This window comes from Turicibacter sanguinis (genome assembly GCF_013046825.1).
GTDB lineage: Bacteria > Bacillota_I > Bacilli_A > MOL361 > Turicibacteraceae > Turicibacter > Turicibacter sanguinis.
Genome location: NZ_CP053187.1, coordinates 834,181 through 855,000 on the forward strand (window position 1 = coordinate 834,181; position 20,820 = coordinate 855,000).

General features: G+C 38.8%; 9 protein-coding genes, 2 tRNA genes, 5 rRNA genes and 2 pseudogenes (1 of these 18 only partly in view). 4 read left to right on the top strand and 14 right to left on the bottom strand.

Going from position 1 to position 20,820, the window contains the following annotated elements; all coding sequences use genetic code 11:
- Positions 1-70 precede the first annotated feature (70 nt).
- From HLK68_RS04120 to HLK68_RS04130, 4 genes are all read right to left on the bottom strand, one after another.
- Entirely contained in the window at positions 71-1,444 is a 1,374-nt protein-coding gene (locus HLK68_RS04120; protein WP_132942975.1) for a YjiH family protein, read from the bottom strand.
- Positions 1,445-1,579: 135 nt separating this feature from the next.
- Positions 1,580-1,708 carry a hypothetical protein gene (locus HLK68_RS14665; RefSeq protein WP_262942097.1) on the bottom strand — a complete coding sequence of 43 codons (129 nt, stop codon included), beginning with the start codon at positions 1,706-1,708 and terminating at the stop codon, positions 1,580-1,582.
- Positions 1,709-1,733: 25 nt separating this feature from the next.
- Positions 1,734-3,158: an HD domain-containing phosphohydrolase gene (locus tag HLK68_RS04125; protein WP_132942974.1), complete on the bottom strand. Its 1,425-nt coding sequence runs from the start codon at positions 3,156-3,158 to the stop codon at positions 1,734-1,736.
- Between the two features lie 85 nt (positions 3,159-3,243).
- The gene (locus HLK68_RS04130; RefSeq protein ID WP_055165317.1) at positions 3,244-3,762 is read right to left on the bottom strand and encodes a GNAT family N-acetyltransferase; all 519 of its coding nucleotides are present in this window, start codon (positions 3,760-3,762) and stop codon (positions 3,244-3,246) included.
- Positions 3,763-3,922: 160 nt separating this feature from the next.
- On the opposite strand from HLK68_RS04130, the gene HLK68_RS04135 reads away from it, so the two are divergent.
- From HLK68_RS04135 to HLK68_RS04150, 4 genes are all read left to right on the top strand, one after another.
- Positions 3,923-4,900 (top strand): tocopherol cyclase family protein, encoded by a 978-nt coding sequence (locus HLK68_RS04135; protein WP_055165320.1) that lies wholly within the window; start codon positions 3,923-3,925, stop codon positions 4,898-4,900.
- A gap of 99 nt (positions 4,901-4,999) precedes the next feature.
- Positions 5,000-5,707 (top strand): response regulator transcription factor, encoded by a 708-nt coding sequence (locus tag HLK68_RS04140; RefSeq protein WP_009607175.1) that lies wholly within the window; start codon positions 5,000-5,002, stop codon positions 5,705-5,707.
- A gap of 608 nt (positions 5,708-6,315) precedes the next feature.
- A complete protein-coding gene (locus HLK68_RS04145; RefSeq protein WP_132942973.1) occupies positions 6,316-8,265 on the top strand; it encodes a sensor histidine kinase in 1,950 nt (649 codons plus the stop codon).
- Positions 8,266-8,299: 34 nt separating this feature from the next.
- A complete protein-coding gene (locus HLK68_RS04150; RefSeq protein WP_238581471.1) occupies positions 8,300-9,319 on the top strand; it encodes a M15 family metallopeptidase in 1,020 nt (339 codons plus the stop codon).
- Between the two features lie 492 nt (positions 9,320-9,811).
- Here the strand turns inward: HLK68_RS04150 and HLK68_RS04155 are convergent.
- The 10 genes and pseudogenes from HLK68_RS04155 to HLK68_RS04205 form a co-directional block, all read right to left on the bottom strand.
- Positions 9,812-9,885 (bottom strand) — tRNA-Gly (locus HLK68_RS04155).
- A 9-nt stretch (positions 9,886-9,894) separates the two neighbouring features.
- Positions 9,895-10,003 (bottom strand): 5S ribosomal RNA (rrf, locus tag HLK68_RS04160).
- Positions 10,004-10,058: 55 nt separating this feature from the next.
- Positions 10,059-12,951: ribosomal RNA gene (locus tag HLK68_RS04165) — 23S ribosomal RNA — on the bottom strand.
- Between the two features lie 112 nt (positions 12,952-13,063).
- Positions 13,064-14,579 (bottom strand): 16S ribosomal RNA (locus tag HLK68_RS04170).
- The 16S, 23S and 5S rRNA genes sit together here with 1 tRNA gene alongside, the layout of an rRNA operon.
- A 782-nt stretch (positions 14,580-15,361) precedes the next feature.
- Positions 15,362-15,769, bottom strand: a pseudogene (locus tag HLK68_RS04175) (IS3 family transposase); the annotation flags it as partial.
- 15 nt (positions 15,770-15,784) lie between these two features.
- Positions 15,785-16,099 carry an IS3 family transposase gene (locus HLK68_RS04180; RefSeq protein ID WP_081448235.1) on the bottom strand — a complete coding sequence of 105 codons (315 nt, stop codon included), beginning with the start codon at positions 16,097-16,099 and terminating at the stop codon, positions 15,785-15,787.
- A gap of 176 nt (positions 16,100-16,275) precedes the next feature.
- Positions 16,276-16,506 (bottom strand): annotated as a pseudogene (locus HLK68_RS04185) (helix-turn-helix domain-containing protein); the annotation flags it as partial.
- 1,236 nt (positions 16,507-17,742) lie between these two features.
- Positions 17,743-17,816: transfer RNA gene (locus HLK68_RS04195), tRNA-Gly, on the bottom strand.
- Positions 17,817-17,825: 9 nt separating this feature from the next.
- Positions 17,826-17,934: ribosomal RNA gene (gene rrf / locus HLK68_RS04200) — 5S ribosomal RNA — on the bottom strand.
- Between the two features lie 55 nt (positions 17,935-17,989).
- Positions 17,990-20,820 (bottom strand): 23S ribosomal RNA (locus tag HLK68_RS04205) (it continues 62 nt past the right edge of the window).

The window sequence follows — 20,820 nt, forward strand, 5'->3', positions numbered from 1 at the left end:
TTTTCAATATTAGTTTTGGATTTTACCTGAAAATACATACAAAAAAAGCTCACATAAAGTGAGCTTTAAATTAAAAAATTAAATGTGCAATTAATGCGATAACAGGTAAAGTAATCAACGTACGTTGAATGAAAATAATAAATAATTCTTTTAAACTTACCGGAATTTTTGATGCTAACAACAATGCTCCAACCTCAGATAAATAAATTAACTGTGAAACAGAAACAGCTGCGACTACAAATCGAGTCATCTCGCTCTCAATCCCTGAAGCTAAAATCGATGGTAATAACATATCAGCAAATCCCGCTACAAGCGTTTGAGATGCTGCCATCGCCTCTGGAACCTGTAATAACCATAAAACTGGATAGAATGGTAATCCTAAAATTTTAAATAATGGAGTGTACTCTGCTACCACTAATGCAATCGTTCCAACCGCCATAACAATTGGAATAACTGCTAACCACATATCTAAAACATTTTTAAATCCATCCACAAAAACAACCTTAACTAAATCCTGCCCCTTAGCCTTCTTAATAGCCTGGTTTAAACCATGTGAAAAGCTACTTGATCCCGCTGGAATAACCTCATCATCTTCTTTTGGAGTTCCATCAAAGAATATATCTGGCTTCTTCGATAAAGGTGGTAATTTGGGTAAAACAATGGCTGCCACTAAACTCGCCACGGTTACCGTAAAATAGAAAGGTAAAAACATACGGCTCAGTCCAACCGTATCAATAACGACTAAACTAAACGTAATTGATACTAACGAGAATGTTGTTCCAATAACAGCTGCTTCACGCTTTGTATAAAAACCATCCTCATACTGCTTACTCGTTAATAAAACACCAATCGTCCCATCTCCAAGCCAGGAAGCAATACAATCAATCGCAGAACGCCCCGGTAAATTAAAGACAGGACGCATGATTTTAGATAATAACGTTCCAATAAACTCTAACAATCCAAAATTCAATAATAACGGCAAGAATAACCCTGCAAATAAAAAGACAGAAAATAAAATCGGTAATAAATCATATAAAACAAGTCCGCCTGTATCTCCTGAATAAATCGGTGCAAATCCCACCTCATAAAGAGCTATCACAATAAATACAGTCGCTAACATACGAATAACAAACCAAACAGGTGTTACATTAAACAACGTATTTAAAAAATCATTCTTAATAATAAACTTCGGTGAAAAAATCTTGGTCACTAATGTTCCAACCGCTGTAATCATAACTAATAATAATAAAACCATCGGTAATACATCTGCAAACGTCGATTGAACCCACTTCGATAAAACCGCAACAGGAATCGTAATCTCTCCACCAATAGAAATAGGTGTCATAAATAAAAATACACCCAGTAACGAAGGAATCACAAACTTTAAAACTCCTCCTAAATTTTTAGAGCTACACGAGCCAAGATTTCCAGTATTCTTCTTCATAATTTCTACCTTCCTTATTTAAAATTTACTTTTGATTTAATAAGTATACTTCCAACCATTGAAGTTATCAACCTTTTCCAACAATAAAATTCAAATTATGACACAAAAAAGGATTAAACTTTACAGTTTAATCCTTTAATTTTTTTGCCATGCAATTAAAACTAAATCTGCTCCAAATTTTTCAGACAACTCCGCCTCAACACGTTTTAATTCACGTAACTTATCATCACTTAAATTCGCAATATGAAACTCTTTACTATCCATAGTATTCACCTCATCTTTAATATCTTCAATTCCCAAAAGAATATTCCCTTTCAATCACATTCGCAAAAGCTTCAACAACCACTGGATCAAACTGAGCTCCACTACATCGACGCAGTTCAGTTATTCCCTCCTTATAACTCATTGGGTGATTATAAGATCGCTTTGAAGTCATCGCATCAAAACTATCCGCTACTGCTAAAATTCGAACCAAAAATGGAATTTCATCCCCTTCTAAACGAGAAGGATATCCACGTCCATCAAAACGTTCATGATGATGTCTAATAAACATCTTAAACGGAGCTAACTCCTCAAATAACTGAATCAGTTCTACCCCCTGTTCAACATGAGACTTCAATCTTAGCCACTCATTCTCTGCAAGTGGCATTCGCTTATTCAAAATAAACTGATCCATATCAAGCTTCCCAATATCATGTAAGTAAGCCCCACAAACTAAAAGACTTTCCTCATCATCACTGATTCCAAGCTCACGTCCAAGACATTGACTATACTCAACAACCCGCATCACATGACCATACGTATAACTATCCCAAACACGCAAAAATCCCATCAACATCTTAATCGCCGTCACCACATCACTATCTATCCCATTCATATGTCTCATCATCCATGCATACCGATGTAAACATTCCTCACTATTTACAATATCCTCAACCTTCTTAACTAAATTCACCCCATCCTCAGGGTAGTACACAATCCCACTCTTTAACTCAACCTCTTTGATTTCATAAATTCTTTCCTCAAGCCATTGCACCGATTTTCCCTTATCTGCATCCGGCAAAATAACCATAAATCCATTCAATCCATATCTAAACGTAAACTGACTATTTAATATGCGTGCTATCTTCTTTTCTACCTGTGGATAACCCTCATCATCCATCCTAACAAAAATCAATGAAAACATCCGATTATTAGAAATAAAACTTTCTAACACCTCATCAAAACAAGATTCACTCAGCACACCTGTTAAAAAATCACGAGATTGATAAAAATAATCACGCCATCCCCCTACAAAATAACTCACCATCAACAAACTAATGCTCCCAAAATAATTAGTTTCTAAAAACAAAAGAATACCTGAACATAAAAAACTACTTAATAATCCAGCACGACGTCCATAAATAATTGTAATAAACAAACAAACCATCATAAAAATCAGTGAATATGCACCTCCACTAACTATTCCTAAAAACAGTCCCGTCATCACAAACAACATACAATCAAAAACTTCTTTTTTAATCTTACTAACCATAAACCCAATCCCTGTTAAAAGCGAAACACAACCAAGAATTAAAAAAAACTTCAATTCCTCATCAGAAAAGCTAATTTCAAAAATAAATAGCATACAAACAAAACAGATTCCTACTAATAAACTTAGGATTTTAATCATCTTCTCTATACTATCATTATATTGTTTCATCAAATCTAACATCTAACTCACCTCATGATATAAAAAAAAGAGACTCAATTGTCTCTTTTAAGATTTGCATTTTTATGGATATTATTCATATAAATTGTTAAATATATAAATCTTTATCTACCCCATACACCTTTTCATTTAAAACTCTTCTAAATTTAATTTGCGCCTCTTCTGATAATTCAGTATTTGAAGACATAATCTTTAATTCTAACCCATCCATCCCTTCATTTAAAGATGGTTGAAAATGATAATGTGGATTTAATTTAAATCCTAATTTTTCATAGAATCTAACACGTCTTTTTGTCAGTTCATCAACAGGCGGTTCAACTTCTAGAATAACCACTAGATTTTCATCTTCAGCTATAACCTGTTGAACTAGTTTCGTTCCAATTCCTAGTCCTCGAACCTCTGGATTACATGCTAAATGTTCAATATAAATAAAATTATCAAACTTATAATAAGCACAAAAACCAGCAACTTCATCTTCATGCATGTAAGTTTTAATAAAATAATCATCACGCTCTAATAAAGCTTTTTGTCCTTCGTAATTTCTCATTTCCTCTTGTGGAAATGATTTTTTCATAATGGAGAAAACTTCATCAAATTTTAAAGTCATGTTATCATCCTTTCATCTTATCTAATCCCATCATATCCTGTTCCTTCATGGCTTGCAACTTTTTTCATTTAATGGTTTAAAAATCTACTTTTTGACACATAATAAAAAAAATATAAATCTCTTTTTTAGCAATGGCAAATTATTATATGGAGAGGTAATAATGAAAATAAATCCTGATTTATATCATGGCCAAAATCAATACACTAATTTTTTTGAGGGGTGGTATTTTAAAATTGTGGATAGTACGGCCACTTACGCCTTAGCATTTATTCCTGGAATTTCCCGGGGGAAAGATCCACTCGATCATCATTGTTTTATTCAAGTCGTCAACTTAATTGATCATAGTTATCAATATTTTCGTTATAGTACAAATGAATTCTACTCAAATCCACGTCATTTAAAGATCAACATTGGATTAAATGAATTCAGCCTTAGTAAAATTAATGTTCAACTTCTAAATTCTGAAGAAGAAATTAAGGGAGTCCTATTCCTTAGTCCTCGAACAAAATGGCCCGATACTAAATTTAATCCAGGAAGTATGGGTTTTTATAATCACTTTTCTTTTATGGAATGTTACAGTCAGGTTTGTGCTTTAGATGGAACGATTGAAGAAGGGCACCTTAAAGTGAATGGAAAATTAATCGATTTCAGTAATGGAAAATACTATATCGAAAAAAATTGGGGCAAAAGCTTTCCAAAATCGTGGATCTGGATTCAAAGTAACAGTTTCAATGATCAACGCGCTACTCTTACATGCTCTCTTGCTACCATCCCTTTCCCACTTGTAAAGGAATTTAGGGGCTTTATCATAGGTGTAACAGTTGATAATAATTTTTATTCTTTTACAAGCATAAACAAAAGCTCTATTACGTTAAATGTTTGCGATAGAGATATTATTTTATGTGCGACTCGGAAACATTTACACCTTGTTGTAAAAACTAAAACTAACCCGCATGATTTTGTTTTATGCTATGGTCCTAAAGACGGTGAAATGGTTCCTCTTGTTGAAGAAACTCTTTTAGGTGAAATTGAAATGACATTACTTGATACCAAACGCAATATTATCCTTTATCAAGGAATCGGCAAAGCCTGTGGTATTGAATATGGCGGGGAACAGATGAACCTTGTTGACCAATAAAACTTTACTCTTTTATCCTCGTATCTAGGATTAATTTGCCATAAATAAATTAATTAAGGTATAATAACTTAAAATGAGATGAAGGAGGATTAATATATTATGAAAGATTCTCGTGTCTTAGTTGTTGATGATGAACGTGAAATTCGCGAAGCTATTCGTATTTATTTACGTGGTGAAGGAATTGAAACAATCATGGCCTCTAACGGTGAAGAAGCACTAGATTTAATGAAGACCAATGAGATTCACTTAATTTTAATGGATGTTATGATGCCGAAAATGGATGGAATTGTTACCACTAGTCTAATTCGTGAATTCTCCAACGTCCCAATTATTATGTTAACTGCAAAATCAGAAGATACAGATAAAATTATGGGGCTTTCACTTGGAGCTGATGACTACATTACAAAACCATTTAATCCGATGGAACTTGTGGCTCGAGTTAAAAGCCAATTACGACGTTATTTAATGTTAGGGGCTAAGTCATCTAATCAACAAACAACTGACGAAGACACTATCGAAATTAATGGGCTTCGTATTAATTTATCAACTAAACAAACATTTGTTGATGATATAGAAGTAAGATTAACCCCTACCGAATTTAAAATTCTTAGCTTATTAATGAGAAATAAAGGACGTGTATTCTCAATTAACGATATTTATGAACGAGTATGGGATGAACCAGGATACAATGCAGAAAATACAGTTGCTGTTCATATTAGAAAAATACGTGAAAAAATCGAAATTAATCCTAAAGAACCCAGATACCTTAAAGTAGTATGGGGTGTTGGATATAAAATCGAATCTTAGATTTATCCTATATACTATTTCTTTGAGAAGGAATTAAGTTAAAAGGTTACGTTCTTTTCTTAAGTCATTCGTAGAATCTACTCATGATCGTGTAGAAACTAGTGTAGCATCAACAGAAAATTCAATCAGTTATCATTCGTATTTAATTAATCCCAACTTCATCAAACTGGACAAAACGCTACCTTATTAGCTATAATATTGGTCTACTAAATGCACCTCAATCTAAAGAATCCCAAAAGGCATTTAACAAGCAATACTAAAAATTCAAAAAGCTATTAAAGGATATGAGAAATTAGTTAAAATGGATGTAAACAAGCAAGTTAAAATAAATCGTTCCCCTCAACTTAAACCTTAAAAACATAGTTTCAGAACTATGTTTTTTTTATTAAGAAATTCTTAAGAAATCAAATAACTAATTGTTAAGATATTGATGGTATCTTAGTATCATAATAAAACTATAGATTGGAGCTGAGTATATGTCTGAAAAAACAAATTCTTCTATAAAACAAAAGACTCTTCACAACAATTGGATAAAATTTTTAGTCTGCTGTTTTATTTTTCTATTATCTTTCACTTATGTGACCCAAAATATAAATAACCTATTTCCATTGAATTATTTTGAATCTAGTCAATATGCTTCACAGGTCGATGACTTCTTACACTGGTTTTATGATATCAAAATTCAATTACCACAGGTTAGCATCCCATTAGATAGTATTGAAGTATCAAAAGAAGAGATACTAGATGCTAAAGTAAATTCGAATCAATATAGTAACTATTTATACAATGAAAATACAGATGAGCAAATATCAATCACTTCTCTTTCTGATGAAGAATTAAAACAATTAATCCAATTTTCTAAGTATGAAAAAAATCAACAGTTACTCCAAGAATATCAAAATTATAACTATTCGGAAAAAGACGCTTTTTATTATCAATTAACCGATACTAATGGGGCAACATATAGCAACCTACCAAGCGATAGTGTTCCTACATTAAACACTATTCAAATTCCTTACAAAGGAAATAACCAGGATAATTTTGCGCGTGTAAACAATAATTCTCATAACTATGGTCTAACTGGAACATTATATCTTCCTAAAGCATCTATGGGAGATTCTACAATTCTCCAAAGTTATCAACAATACACCAACAATAAAATATTCCTCGTTATTGGATTTACAATTACAATGATTTCATTACTTCCTTTATACCATTACTATAAGAAGATACAATCGACATCTATCCAACTACCCGAACAATTAAAGTGGATAGAAGCAAAATATAAAACTCTTCCCATTGAAATAAAAGTGATTTTATTTATTTGGACCATTATATTGTTACAAGATTATACTGTATTTGGTTATTGGAATATACAGTATATGTTTTCACACTGGTTAAATACAATCACTAAATTTGCATCTATTTTCCTATTAATTTATGTTTTTATCCTTCAATTTAAAAGATTAATCTATCTCCTTAAAAATCCATCTATCATAAAAAAGGAATGGGAGAATGGTCTTTACAGCACTAATATCGATGATATTAGAAATCTCCCTATCTATCGTAAAGTTTTTACAAAAGTTTTAATGTATACCATCTTTATCGGCTTTTGGGGAATAATAATTGGAACATCAATTATTGATGGATTTGCATTCCTACTAGTTGGAGCAATAAGTTTTGTTCTAGCACTCATTGTTTTACTTAAAATTCAAAGAAGTTGTAAAACAATTCAGGTCATCAACGATTCATTAGATTCTATGGCACAAGGGAAATCTACATCTCATATCCACATTTCTGGCCAAGGATTAATCCCAGATATGGCAAAAAACATCAATATTATACGAGAAGGATTTATTCTTTCTAATCAAAAACAATCGAATAGCGAACGACTAAAAACAGAACTCATAACAAATGTATCTCATGATTTAAGAACACCTTTAACAAGCATTTTAAATTATGTTGATTTAGCTAAACGTTCAGATATTACTGCTGAAGAAAGACAAGAATATTTACAAATAATTGATAATAAATCCAAGCGTCTTAAAGTTTTAATCGATGATTTATTTGAAGCTAGTAAGATGGCAAGTGGGGCTGTTGAATTATATAAAGAACAAGTTGATTTAGTTGCTCTAATGCATCAGTCTATTGCTGAATATGAAGATAAGTTTATTGAACATCAATTAATTTTGAGGAGTAAAACATCAGCTCCACAAATGTATGCCTACTGTGATGGAAGAAAGATGTATCGAGTATTTGAAAATTTATTTGGTAATATTATAAAATACGCTCAATCAGGGACTCGTGTTTATTTAGAAATGTTATATGAAGGATCAGAAATTGTCATAACTTTAAAAAATATATCGAATTATGAATTAGGATTTGATATAGTAGAGTTAACCGAACGATTTAAACGTGGAGATAGTTCTCGTAATACTGAAGGATCAGGACTAGGATTAGCAATTGTAAAATCAATTCTAGATTTACATGGTGCTACTTTTGAATTATCTCAGGACGGGGATTTATTTAAAGTTACAATTAAAATAAAAAAACTATAGATTCTTCAAATTAGATAAATAAGGAGTAACAAAAATGGCTAAAAAAAACGTCGTAATCAAACGAAAAAAAAAGAAATTAATACTAATTCGATTATCAATCATTAGTCTAATTTTACTTACATCAATTATTTATGTTGCTACCATCTTAAATAAACCTCATTTTACTACTCAAGCTCAAACAATAGAATACCTTAATGATAGTTTGATTGTTAGCAACTTAGAAACTAGATCTATACCTAATAGATTTTCGACTGAGCAACGTGAGTATTTAGACTCTTTTAATTTACCTGATGAAACGTTGGAACAGCTTACATCTTCTCCAAAATTTAATATCGATTCTATGCAAACTTATGCAAATATTTTAAAAAGTAATCGTAATTATTCAGTACAATATGCATTAAACTATGTCCTTTATCCAAATGTAAAAACAAACTTCTATAAAGACACTGTAGAAGTAGCACATCCAGATAATTTATTAGTTTTAGTTAATAAAAACTATCGATTACCTTCAGATTACATTCCAAGTGATTTAGTATATCTCAATGTTCCTTTATATCGACCAGATACAAATAATGAGGCTAACTACTTAAGAAAAGTAGCTGCAGACGCTCTTTCATCACTATTTAGTGCGGCTAATCAAGAAAAAGGATATGCATTAATTGCACGTAGTGGCTATCGCTCATATAAAACCCAAGTTAATTTATATAATAATTATGTGTCCACTAATGGTCAACAATATGCAGATTCTTATAGTGCACGCGCAGGTCATAGTGAACACCAAACTGGTCTAACAATTGATATAACGGCAAAATCAGTAAATGAAGGTTTATCTCAGACTTTTGGTCAATCAAAAGAAGGTGCATGGGTAGCAGAAAACGCTCATAGATTTGGATTCATTATACGTTATCCACAAGGGAGAACAGCAGAAACAGGATATGAATACGAACCTTGGCATTTAAGATATGTCGGTGTGGATGCAGCTACATATATCTATGAGAATAATTTAATTTTAGAAGATTACCTATTAGAAAAAGGAGACATAGGCTCTTTATAATAAATAAAAACACACTGTAAATCATACAGTGTGTTTTTATTTATTATAAAGATATATTAACTGGCATCTCCTCAATGTAATTTAAAATTTACTCTAGTTATTTTAAATTAAATCACTATTAACACTAAATGACATTATTATTATTTTGGAAAATAATAATAATAATGTCATTTAGCATTTCAACTAGGTTAGCTCACTACTTAATAATACTATTGAATAGCATATGAATGTAGCTAGAATCACTCTTAGTTCTTGTTGTAGTAAGGATAAAAGATTATCCTTCAAGATCTGATGTACTTTGAGTCTGATATTAAAATTATAATTCATATTTCTCATGCTGATTAAAAGATACCATTTAGCGATTAGAGATATTACTAGATTATATCAATACCTGTATTAAATGAAGTTAACTTAATATCTAATATTATCAAATCTTTCAGTCACCTCTTTGACGCACAAAAAAAGCACTCTTTCGAGTGCACTATTCGCTATTGGAGCGGGTGAAGAGAATCGAACTCTCACAGTCAGCTTGGAAGGCTGAAGTTCTACCATTAAACTACACCCGCATTTCTTTGGCCCAGCAACGTCCTACTCTCGCACTTGCGTACTACCCTCGGCGCTAAGGAGCTTAACTTCTGTGTTCGGTATGGGAACAGGTGTGCCCTCCTTGCCATCGTCACTAGACCTTTTGGAGATTCTTTCGTTAATCTTCCAAAACTAGATATCTTCTTCAGTTTCTTTGGTTAAGTCCTCGATCGATTAGTATCAGTCCGCTCCATGTGTCACCACACTTCCACTTCTGACCTATCTACCTTGTCGTCTTCAAGGGATCTTACTTCTTTCGAATGGGAAATCTCATCTTGAGGGGGGCTTCACGCTTAGATGCTTTCAGCGTTTATCCCGTCCACACGTAGCTACCCAGCTATGCTCCTGGCAGAACAACTGGTACACCAGCGGTGTGTCCATCCCGGTCCTCTCGTACTAAGGACAGCTCCTCTCAAATTTCCTACGCCCACGACGGATAGGGACCGAACTGTCTCACGACGTTCTGAACCCAGCTCGCGTACCGCTTTAATGGGCGAACAGCCCAACCCTTGGGACCGACTACAGCCCCAGGATGCGATGAGCCGACATCGAGGTGCCAAACCTCCCCGTCGATGTGAACTCTTGGGGGAGATCAGCCTGTTATCCCCGGGGTAGCTTTTATCCGTTGAGCGACGGCCCTTCCATTCGGTACCGCCGGATCACTAAGCCCGACTTTCGTCCCTGCTCGACTTGTAGGTCTCGCAGTCAAGCTCCCTTCTGCCTTTACACTCTTCGAATGATTTCCAACCATTCTGAGGGAACCTTTGGGCGCCTCCGTTACTCTTTGGGAGGCGACCGCCCCAGTCAAACTGCCCACCTGACACTGTTCCCTGACCAGATCATGGCCACGGGTTAGAACCCCAGTAACACAAGGGTAGTATCCCAACAGCGACTCCACCAAGACTGGCGTCCTGGCTTCTTCGTCTCCTACCTATCCTGTACATGTGTCACCAGTGCTCAATATCAAGCTACAGTAAAGCTCCACGGGGTCTTTCCGTCCTGTCGCGGGTAACCTGCATCTTCACAGGTACTATGATTTCACCGAGTCTCTTGTTGAGACAGCGCCCAGATCGTTACGCCTTTCGTGCGGGTCGGAACTTACCCGACAAGGAATTTCGCTACCTTAGGACCGTTATAGTTACGGCCGCCGTTTACTGGGGCTTCAATTCAAAGCTTCGCTTGCGCTAACCTCTCCTCTTAACCTTCCAGCACCGGGCAGGCGTCAGCCCCTATACATCACCTTGCGGTTTAGCAGAGACCTGTGTTTTTGATAAACAGTCGCCTGGGCCTATTCACTGCGGCTTGCTTTCACAAGCACCCCTTCTCCCGAAGTTACGGGGTCATTTTGCCGAGTTCCTTAACAAGAGTTCTCTCGCTCATCTTAGGATTCTCTCCTCGCCTACCTGTGTCGGTTATCGGTACGGGCACTTACTAAATTAACCCTAGAAGCTTTTCTTGGAAGCGTGACATCAGTTGACTTCGCCATACGGCTTCGGCATCACAGCTCAATGTTATGCCATGCGGATTTGCCTACATGACCACCTCACTGCTTACACGTGAATCCATTAACACGCTCAACTTAGCCTTCTCCGTCACTCCATCAGTTTAATAAGTGGTACAGGAATATCAACCTGTTGTCCATCGGCTACGCCTTTCGGCCTCACCTTAGGTCCCGACTTACCCAGGGCGGACGAGCCTTCCCCTGGAAACCTTAGGCTTTCGATGGATAGGATTCTCACCTATCTTTCGCTACTCACACCGGCATTCTCACTTCTAACCGCTCCACAGCTCCTTCCGGTACTGCTTCTCCGCTGTTAGAACGCTCTCCTACCACTGACACCTAAGTGTCAATCCGCAGCTTCGGCGGTCCGTTTAGCCCCGGTACATTTTCGGCGCAGAGTCACTCGACTAGTGAGCTATTACGCACTCTTTAAAGGATGGCTGCTTCTAAGCCAACCTCCTAGTTGTCTGTGCATCTCCACATCCTTTTCCACTTAACGGACACTTGGGGGCCTTAGCTGGCGGTCTGGGCTCTTTCCCTTTTGACCATGGACCTTATCACCCACAGTCTGACTCCCGATGATATCTATCTGGCATTCGGAGTTTGATTGAGATCAGTACCCCGAGGTGGGGCCATCACCCATTCAGTGCTCTACCTCCAGTAGACTTGCCATCGAGGCTAGCCCTAAAGCTATTTCGGAGAGAACCAGCTATATCCGTGTTCGATTGGAATTTCACCCCTAGCCACAAGTCATCCAAGCACTTTTCAACGTGCCCTGGTTCGGCCCTCCAGTCAGTGTTACCTGACCTTCAGCCTGCTCATGGCTAGCTCACACGGTTTCGGGTCTACAACATCGTACTCTTCGCCCTATTCAGACTCGCTTTCGCTACGGCTCCGCATCTTCTGCTTAACCTCGCACGATATCGTAACTCGCCGGTTCATTCTACAAAAGGCACGCCATCACCCATTAACGGGCTCTGACTATTTGTAGGCACACGGTTTCAGGTTCTCTTTCACTCCCCTTCCGGGGTTCTTTTCACCTTTCCCTCACGGTACTGGTTCACTATCGGTCACTAGGTAGTATTTAGCCTTACGAGATGGTCCTCGTTGATTCCGACGGGATTCCACGTGTCCCGCCGTACTCAGGATTCCTTCCATGCATTTCACAATTTCACCTACGGGACTCTCACCCTCTCCGGTTGGCCTTCCCAGACCACTCGGCTATCATGATTTGTCAATTATGAAGGTCCTACAACCCCGGCTAGTGCCGGTTTGGGCTCTTCCCACTTCGCTCGCCGCTACTACGGGAATCGATTTTTCTTTCTTTTCCTCCAGGTACTTAGATGTTTCAGTTCCCTGGGTCTGTCTCCTATATGGCTATGTATTCACCATATGGTGCTAGCGTATAACCACTAGCGGGTTTCCCCATTCGGATATCCCCGGATCAAAGCTCACTTACAGCTCCCCGAGGCGTTTCGCCGTTTGTCGCGTCCTTCTTCGACTCCTAGTGCCAAGGCATCCTCCGTGCGCCCTTATTCACTTAACCTATAAAAAATAATTCTTTATTTTTTTCTTCTGTTTGAAGATATCTAGTTTTCAAAGATCAACTTTTGGAAGAAATTCTTCCAAAACTAAACAGAACGTCTCTTTCTCCATAGAAAGGAGGTGATCCATCCCCACCTTCCGGTAGGGATACCTTGTTACGACTTCACCCCAATCATCTACCCCACCTTAGGCAGCTCCCTCCTTGCGGTTAGGCCACTGACTTCGGGTGTTGTAAACTCTCGTGGTGTGACGGGCGGTGTGTACAAGACCCGGGAACGTATTCACCGCGACATGCTGATTCGCGATTACTAGCGATTCCAACTTCATGTAGGCGAGTTGCAGCCTACAATCCGAACTGAGATTGGCTTTATGAGGTTTGCTCCACGTCACCGCTTCGCTTCTCTTTGTACCAACCATTGTAGCACGTGTGTAGCCCAGGTCATAAGGGGCATGATGATTTGACGTCATCCCCACCTTCCTCCAGTTTGTCACTGGCAGTCTCGTTAGAGTCCCCAACTGAATGCTGGCAACTAACGACAGGGGTTGCGCTCGTTGCGGGACTTAACCCAACATCTCACGACACGAGCTGACGACAACCATGCACCACCTGTATCCATTGTCCCCGAAGGGAAAATCCTATCTCTAGGACGGTCACTGGTATGTCAAGACCTGGTAAGGTTCTTCGCGTTGCTTCGAATTAAACCACATGCTCCACCGCTTGTGCGGGTCCCCGTCAATTCCTTTGAGTTTCAGTCTTGCGACCGTACTCCCCAGGCGGAGTGCTTAATGCGTTAACTTCAGCACTGAGGTTCGACCCCCAACACTTAGCACTCATCGTTTACGGCGTGGACTACCAGGGTATCTAATCCTGTTTGCTCCCCACGCTTTCGCGCCTCAGTGTCAGTTACAGACCAGGAAGCCGCCTTCGCCACTGGTGTTCCTCCATATCTCTACGCATTTCACCGCTACACATGGAATTCCACTTCCCTCTTCTGCACTCAAGTTGACCAGTTTCCAATGACCCTCCACGGTTAAGCCGTGGGCTTTCACATCAGACTTAATCAACCACCTGCGCGCTCTTTACGCCCAATAATTCCGGATAACGCTCGCCACCTACGTATTACCGCGGCTGCTGGCACGTAGTTAGCCGTGGCTTTCTCATAAGGTACCGTCACACTCTAGCCATTTCCTACTAGAGCCATTCTTCCCTTATAACAGAATTTTACAACCCGAAGGCCTTCATCATTCACGCGGCGTTGCTCGGTCAGGCTTTCGCCCATTGCCGAAGATTCCCTACTGCTGCCTCCCGTAGGAGTCTGGGCCGTGTCTCAGTCCCAGTGTGGCCGTTCACCCTCTCAGGTCGGCTACGCATCGTCGCCTTGGTAGGCCTTTACCCTACCAACTAGCTAATGCGCCGCAGGCTCATCCATCAGTGGTGCCGAAGCACCTTTAAACTTTCGTCCTATCCGGTATTAGCGATCGTTTCCAATCGTTGTCCCCGTCTGATGGGCAGATAACCTACGTGTTACTCACCCGTTCGCCGCTCACCACCGAAGTGGTTCGCTCGACTTGCATGTATTAGGCACGCCGCCAGCGTTCATCCTGAGCCAGGATCAAACTCTCCATAATAGTTTGTTTATATCCTAAGCTTCTTTTAAGAAACTTATTTTCTTAAAGTAATGTTTGTTGACGTTCTGTTTAGTTTTCAAAGAACTTCTTTGTCACTTGTTTCAGCGACTTGATTATCTTATCATGTTTAACTCTTTCTGTCAAACACTTTTTTGAAGTTTTTTTAAAATCTTTCGATTTCTTTTTTTGTCTTCTTTCGACGACTTGATTATCTTATCATGTCTGTCGAAAGTTGTCAAACCTTTTATCCATTTTTTATCTTTTTTACTTATTGAAGAATTTGTATATAATACTTACTTTATAAAAATACTTTTACAACCTAATTAATGGTGTGTAATACTTTTTGATATAACAATAAAAGTCACATCTACTCACTATTTCATTCCGCTATATCTACTAAACAGTATTAAAAGAATAAATTTTGATTTCTTATTTAACTTTGTACTAGAACGATTTTAAATATTAAAAATAAAAACATTATCTTTTCAGGAAATTATTTTGATGATGTTAAATTAAATGAGATTATTAGCTTTGTTTTTAAGGAGAGTTTATCTTATTGCTTCACTCATCATGAATAGAGTACATCCTGTTTAGCTCTGGTTTAAATAACATTTTTTTATTTATTACTCCATGACACTTATATTTAATTAAAGAAATAATGTTAAATTTGAAGAGATAATCAATCCCTATTTATCTAAAAAACCTTCTCAAAAAAAAAGAACTGTAGTGAACCCCAAAAGTTGAACTTAATATTATGCAGCTAATTGGCTGGTATGAATTTGCTATTGGACTGGACTCATGCCAGCCAATTTTCTTTTGATTCGTTTATGATTATAGTAGTATATATATTTTTCAATGGCTTCTTTTAACTCCTCATAGGTTTTAAATGTCTTTCCATAGTACATTTCTTGCTTAAGTATGCCAAAGAAGTTTTCCATAGGAGAATTATCTAAACAATTCCCTTTTCGTGACATACTTTGAAAGACTCTATTTTTCTTTAAGGTTTGAACCCACTTTTGATGCTGATACTGCCAACCTTGATCGGAATGAATCGTTGTTCTATAGGTTGCTTGTTTGATTATAGGTAGGACTTGATTTAATGACTCCATGACAAAACTTAAGTCAGGTTTATGACTCATTGAAAAGGATAAAATTTCACCTGTTGCCATGTCCATGATAGGGCTTAAATATAATTTCTTTCCTTCTTATGTTTTAAATTCAGTCACATCTGTTGTGAGTTTCTGATAAGGATAAGGTGTATGAAATCGACGATTGATTCGATTCTTTGCGATAGTTCCTATTTTCCCTTTATATGAGCGATATTTACGTGTTTTATGGCTAAACTTAATACAACTAATTCCTAGCTTTTTCATCAGGCGATAAACTTTCTTATGGTTAACCTGATGACCTCGATGATGAAGCTCATCTGTGATTCGACGATAACCGTAATTCTCATCATTTTCTTTAAAAATAGTTAAAATGAGGTCTTCAAGCTCTTGATCTGGATTATCTTGTGCCATCTTTTTGCCCCAGTAATAGTAAGTTGATTTTGGAAATTTCGTCACTTTTAAAATATCGGATAAATGAAACTCATCCGTTAATTCTTCTATGATTTTTGTTTTGATTTAATTGTGTGACTCCAGGGGGCAATCCCATGAGCCTGACACTTTTTTAAGTATTCAATCTCTATTCTTAATCATTTATTTTCTTCTTCTAATTGTTGTTCACGTGTTAATGTTTTGGATTGTTTAGATTGTTTTGCTTTTGTCATAGGGGATTGAGGCCTTCCTTTCGGTTTAAAGAATGCCTCAATACCATCTCTAAGAAATTTTGTATTCCAATTCGCAATGGTTCCGATATCTGAAATTCCAAAGTGATTAGCAGTTATACTATATGAGGCACCTGTTGTTTTCATATAGTTTAATACATTTAACCTAAATTCACCAGTGTAATCTTGTCTTTGTTTACGCTCTAATCCCTTTTTTCCAAATAATTTGTATTGTCTAACCCATTCTTGAACCTATTTAGAACTTGAAATCTGATATTTTTGAGTAAGGTAAGCATAAGTTACATTACCATTTAAATATTCTTTAATCACTTGATGTTTAAATTTCGGATTATATTTGGTCATAAAAATGCACCCCTAAAGTTAGAATTTTTAGTCTAACATTTGGGGTGCACATCAAACTATAGTATCTTCTTAATCTCACAATATTCTATTACCTTAGCAACTTAGAATAAAGTCTCAGAGTAGGATATCATATCCCCTCCTCAAAACTCTCTCACTCATCAATTAATAAATCTATCCCCCTCTTTATGAATCCAGGCTTTGATTTTTAGTTATCTACCTAAAAATCTTTGTTTGATGAATTTAAATCAGTGAAGTCATCAGTAGAAAGGATGTTATTTCTCTCGTATGATACTGATAGAAAATAGATTAATCAATATCTAACCTATTTTCTATCTTATTTTAATCGATATAAAAAAGAAACTAGTTCCTGCATCAAAAATATTATCATTAACATTTATTCATCTTATATCAGTTTAATTAAGTAACTTATTTATCAAGCTAAAATTATCCTTGATAAATTCTACCTTGTTCAATCTCTTTTTTCCTAGAATAAAACACATATTAGACGATGTAAAATCAAAAATGTAATAAGACATTTAAGCGGTAATAGTGACTATTTTAAAATTTCACACATCCACCGATAAATCAACTTATCATTTTGCGTATTATTATAAAATTTCTACGCGTGAAAAAGAATATCCTCTACTCTTACTCTCATCAGAAATTCAAAGAACTTTATAAAATCATAAAATATATACTTCTTCTATCTATAATATTTTAACAATCTCCTACACCCATATTTAAATTCAACAAACAAAGTACTTTTCTATATCATAACTTTTACTACTAAGTATCTGTCATACAAAGCATTTTTCCGCTTCTGAAAATTCCAAATCTAACCAACTCTATAAAACTAGTAGCCAAGCTACCTAAAGTTTTCGTTTAAAGTTATTCATTACAATTGGCTATAATTGATGAAAATTTGATTAGTAATAATATTCAATAAAGAAACATGAAAACTGTTAGTTTACGTATTTCAGTCACCTCTTTGACGCACAAAAAAAGCACTCTTTCGAGTGCACTATTCGCTATTGGAGCGGGTGAAGAGAATCGAACTCTCACAGTCAGCTTGGAAGGCTGAAGTTCTACCATTAAACTACACCCGCATTTCTTTGGCCCAGCAACGTCCTACTCTCGCACTTGCGTACTACCCTCGGCGCTAAGGAGCTTAACTTCTGTGTTCGGTATGGGAACAGGTGTGCCCTCCTTGCCATCGTCACTAGACCTTTTGGAGATTCTTTCGTTAATCTTCCAAAACTAGATATCTTCTTCAGTTTCTTTGGTTAAGTCCTCGATCGATTAGTATCAGTCCGCTCCATGTGTCACCACACTTCCACTTCTGACCTATCTACCTTGTCGTCTTCAAGGGATCTTACTTCTTTCGAATGGGAAATCTCATCTTGAGGGGGGCTTCACGCTTAGATGCTTTCAGCGTTTATCCCGTCCACACGTAGCTACCCAGCTATGCTCCTGGCAGAACAACTGGTACACCAGCGGTGTGTCCATCCCGGTCCTCTCGTACTAAGGACAGCTCCTCTCAAATTTCCTACGCCCACGACGGATAGGGACCGAACTGTCTCACGACGTTCTGAACCCAGCTCGCGTACCGCTTTAATGGGCGAACAGCCCAACCCTTGGGACCGACTACAGCCCCAGGATGCGATGAGCCGACATCGAGGTGCCAAACCTCCCCGTCGATGTGAACTCTTGGGGGAGATCAGCCTGTTATCCCCGGGGTAGCTTTTATCCGTTGAGCGACGGCCCTTCCATTCGGTACCGCCGGATCACTAAGCCCGACTTTCGTCCCTGCTCGACTTGTAGGTCTCGCAGTCAAGCTCCCTTCTGCCTTTACACTCTTCGAATGATTTCCAACCATTCTGAGGGAACCTTTGGGCGCCTCCGTTACTCTTTGGGAGGCGACCGCCCCAGTCAAACTGCCCACCTGACACTGTTCCCTGACCAGATCATGGCCACGGGTTAGAACCCCAGTAACACAAGGGTAGTATCCCAACAGCGACTCCACCAAGACTGGCGTCCTGGCTTCTTCGTCTCCTACCTATCCTGTACATGTGTCACCAGTGCTCAATATCAAGCTACAGTAAAGCTCCACGGGGTCTTTCCGTCCTGTCGCGGGTAACCTGCATCTTCACAGGTACTATGATTTCACCGAGTCTCTTGTTGAGACAGCGCCCAGATCGTTACGCCTTTCGTGCGGGTCGGAACTTACCCGACAAGGAATTTCGCTACCTTAGGACCGTTATAGTTACGGCCGCCGTTTACTGGGGCTTCAATTCAAAGCTTCGCTTGCGCTAACCTCTCCTCTTAACCTTCCAGCACCGGGCAGGCGTCAGCCCCTATACATCACCTTGCGGTTTAGCAGAGACCTGTGTTTTTGATAAACAGTCGCCTGGGCCTATTCACTGCGGCTTGCTTTCACAAGCACCCCTTCTCCCGAAGTTACGGGGTCATTTTGCCGAGTTCCTTAACAAGAGTTCTCTCGCTCATCTTAGGATTCTCTCCTCGCCTACCTGTGTCGGTTATCGGTACGGGCACTTACTAAATTAACCCTAGAAGCTTTTCTTGGAAGCGTGACATCAGTTGACTTCGCCATACGGCTTCGGCATCACAGCTCAATGTTATGCCATGCGGATTTGCCTACATGACCACCTCACTGCTTACACGTGAATCCATTAACACGCTCAACTTAGCCTTCTCCGTCACTCCATCAGTTTAATAAGTGGTACAGGAATATCAACCTGTTGTCCATCGGCTACGCCTTTCGGCCTCACCTTAGGTCCCGACTTACCCAGGGCGGACGAGCCTTCCCCTGGAAACCTTAGGCTTTCGATGGATAGGATTCTCACCTATCTTTCGCTACTCACACCGGCATTCTCACTTCTAACCGCTCCACAGCTCCTTCCGGTACTGCTTCTCCGCTGTTAGAACGCTCTCCTACCACTGACACCTAAGTGTCAATCCGCAGCTTCGGCGGTCCGTTTAGCCCCGGTACATTTTCGGCGCAGAGTCACTCGACTAGTGAGCTATTACGCACTCTTTAAAGGATGGCTGCTTCTAAGCCAACCTCCTAGTTGTCTGTGCATCTCCACATCCTTTTCCACTTAACGGACACTTGGGGGCCTTAGCTGGCGGTCTGGGCTCTTTCCCTTTTGACCATGGACCTTATCACCCACAGTCTGACTCCCGATGATATCTATCTGGCATTCGGAGTTTGATTGAGATCAGTACCCCGAGGTGGGGCCATCACCCATTCAGTGCTCTACCTCCAGTAGACTTGCCATCGAGGCTAGCCCTAAAGCTATTTCGGAGAGAACCAGCTATATCCGTGTTCGATTGGAATTTCACCCCTAGCCACAAGTCATCCAAGCACTTTTCAACGTGCCCTGGTTCGGCCCTCCAGTCAGTGTTACCTGACCTTCAGCCTGCTCATGGCTAGCTCACACGGTTTCGGGTCTACAACATCGTACTCTTCGCCCTATTCAGACTCGCTTTCGCTACGGCTCCGCATCTTCTGCTTAACCTCGCACGATATCGTAACTCGCCGGTTCATTCTACAAAAGGCACGCCATCACCCATTAACGGGCTCTGACTATTTGTAGGCACACGGTTTCAGGTTCTCTTTCACTCCCCTTCCGGGGTTCTTTTCACCTTTCCCTCACGGTACTGGTTCACTATCGGTCACTAGGTAGTATTTAGCCTTACGAGATGGTCCTCGTTGATTCCGACGGGATTCCACGTGTCCCGCCGTACTCAGGATTCCTTCCATGCATTTCACAATTTCACCTACGGGACTCTCACCCTCTCCGGTTGGCCTTCCCAGACCACTCGGCTATCATGATTTGTCAATTATGAAGGTCCTACAACCCCGGCTAGTGCCGGTTTGGGCTCTTCCCACTTCGCTCGCCGCTACTACGGGAATCGATTTTTCTTTCTTTTCCTCCAGGTACTTAGATGTTTCAGTTCCCTGGGTCTGTCTCCTATATGGCTATGTATTCACCATATGGTGCTAGCGTATAACCACTAGCGGGTTTCCCCATTCGGATATCCCCGGATCAAAGCTCACTTACAGCTCCCCGAGGCGTTTCGCCGTTT

Bases quoted from the DNA above. Each gene is read 5' to 3' on its own strand.
- HLK68_RS04125 (WP_132942974.1), bottom strand. From the start codon at position 3,158: ATGTTAGATTTGATGAAACAATATAATGATAGTATAGAGAAGATGATT.
- HLK68_RS04180 (WP_081448235.1), bottom strand. From the start codon at position 16,099: ATGGCACAAGATAATCCAGATCAAGAGCTTGAAGACCTCATTTTAACT.
- HLK68_RS04140 (WP_009607175.1), top strand. From the start codon at position 5,000: ATGAAAGATTCTCGTGTCTTAGTTGTTGATGATGAACGTGAAATTCGC.
- HLK68_RS04135 (WP_055165320.1), top strand. From the start codon at position 3,923: ATGAAAATAAATCCTGATTTATATCATGGCCAAAATCAATACACTAAT.
- HLK68_RS04120 (WP_132942975.1), bottom strand. From the start codon at position 1,444: ATGAAGAAGAATACTGGAAATCTTGGCTCGTGTAGCTCTAAAAATTTA.
- HLK68_RS04130 (WP_055165317.1), bottom strand. From the start codon at position 3,762: ATGACTTTAAAATTTGATGAAGTTTTCTCCATTATGAAAAAATCATTT.
- HLK68_RS14665 (WP_262942097.1), bottom strand. From the start codon at position 1,708: ATGGATAGTAAAGAGTTTCATATTGCGAATTTAAGTGATGATAAGTTA.
- HLK68_RS04150 (WP_238581471.1), top strand. From the start codon at position 8,300: ATGGCTAAAAAAAACGTCGTAATCAAACGAAAAAAAAAGAAATTAATA.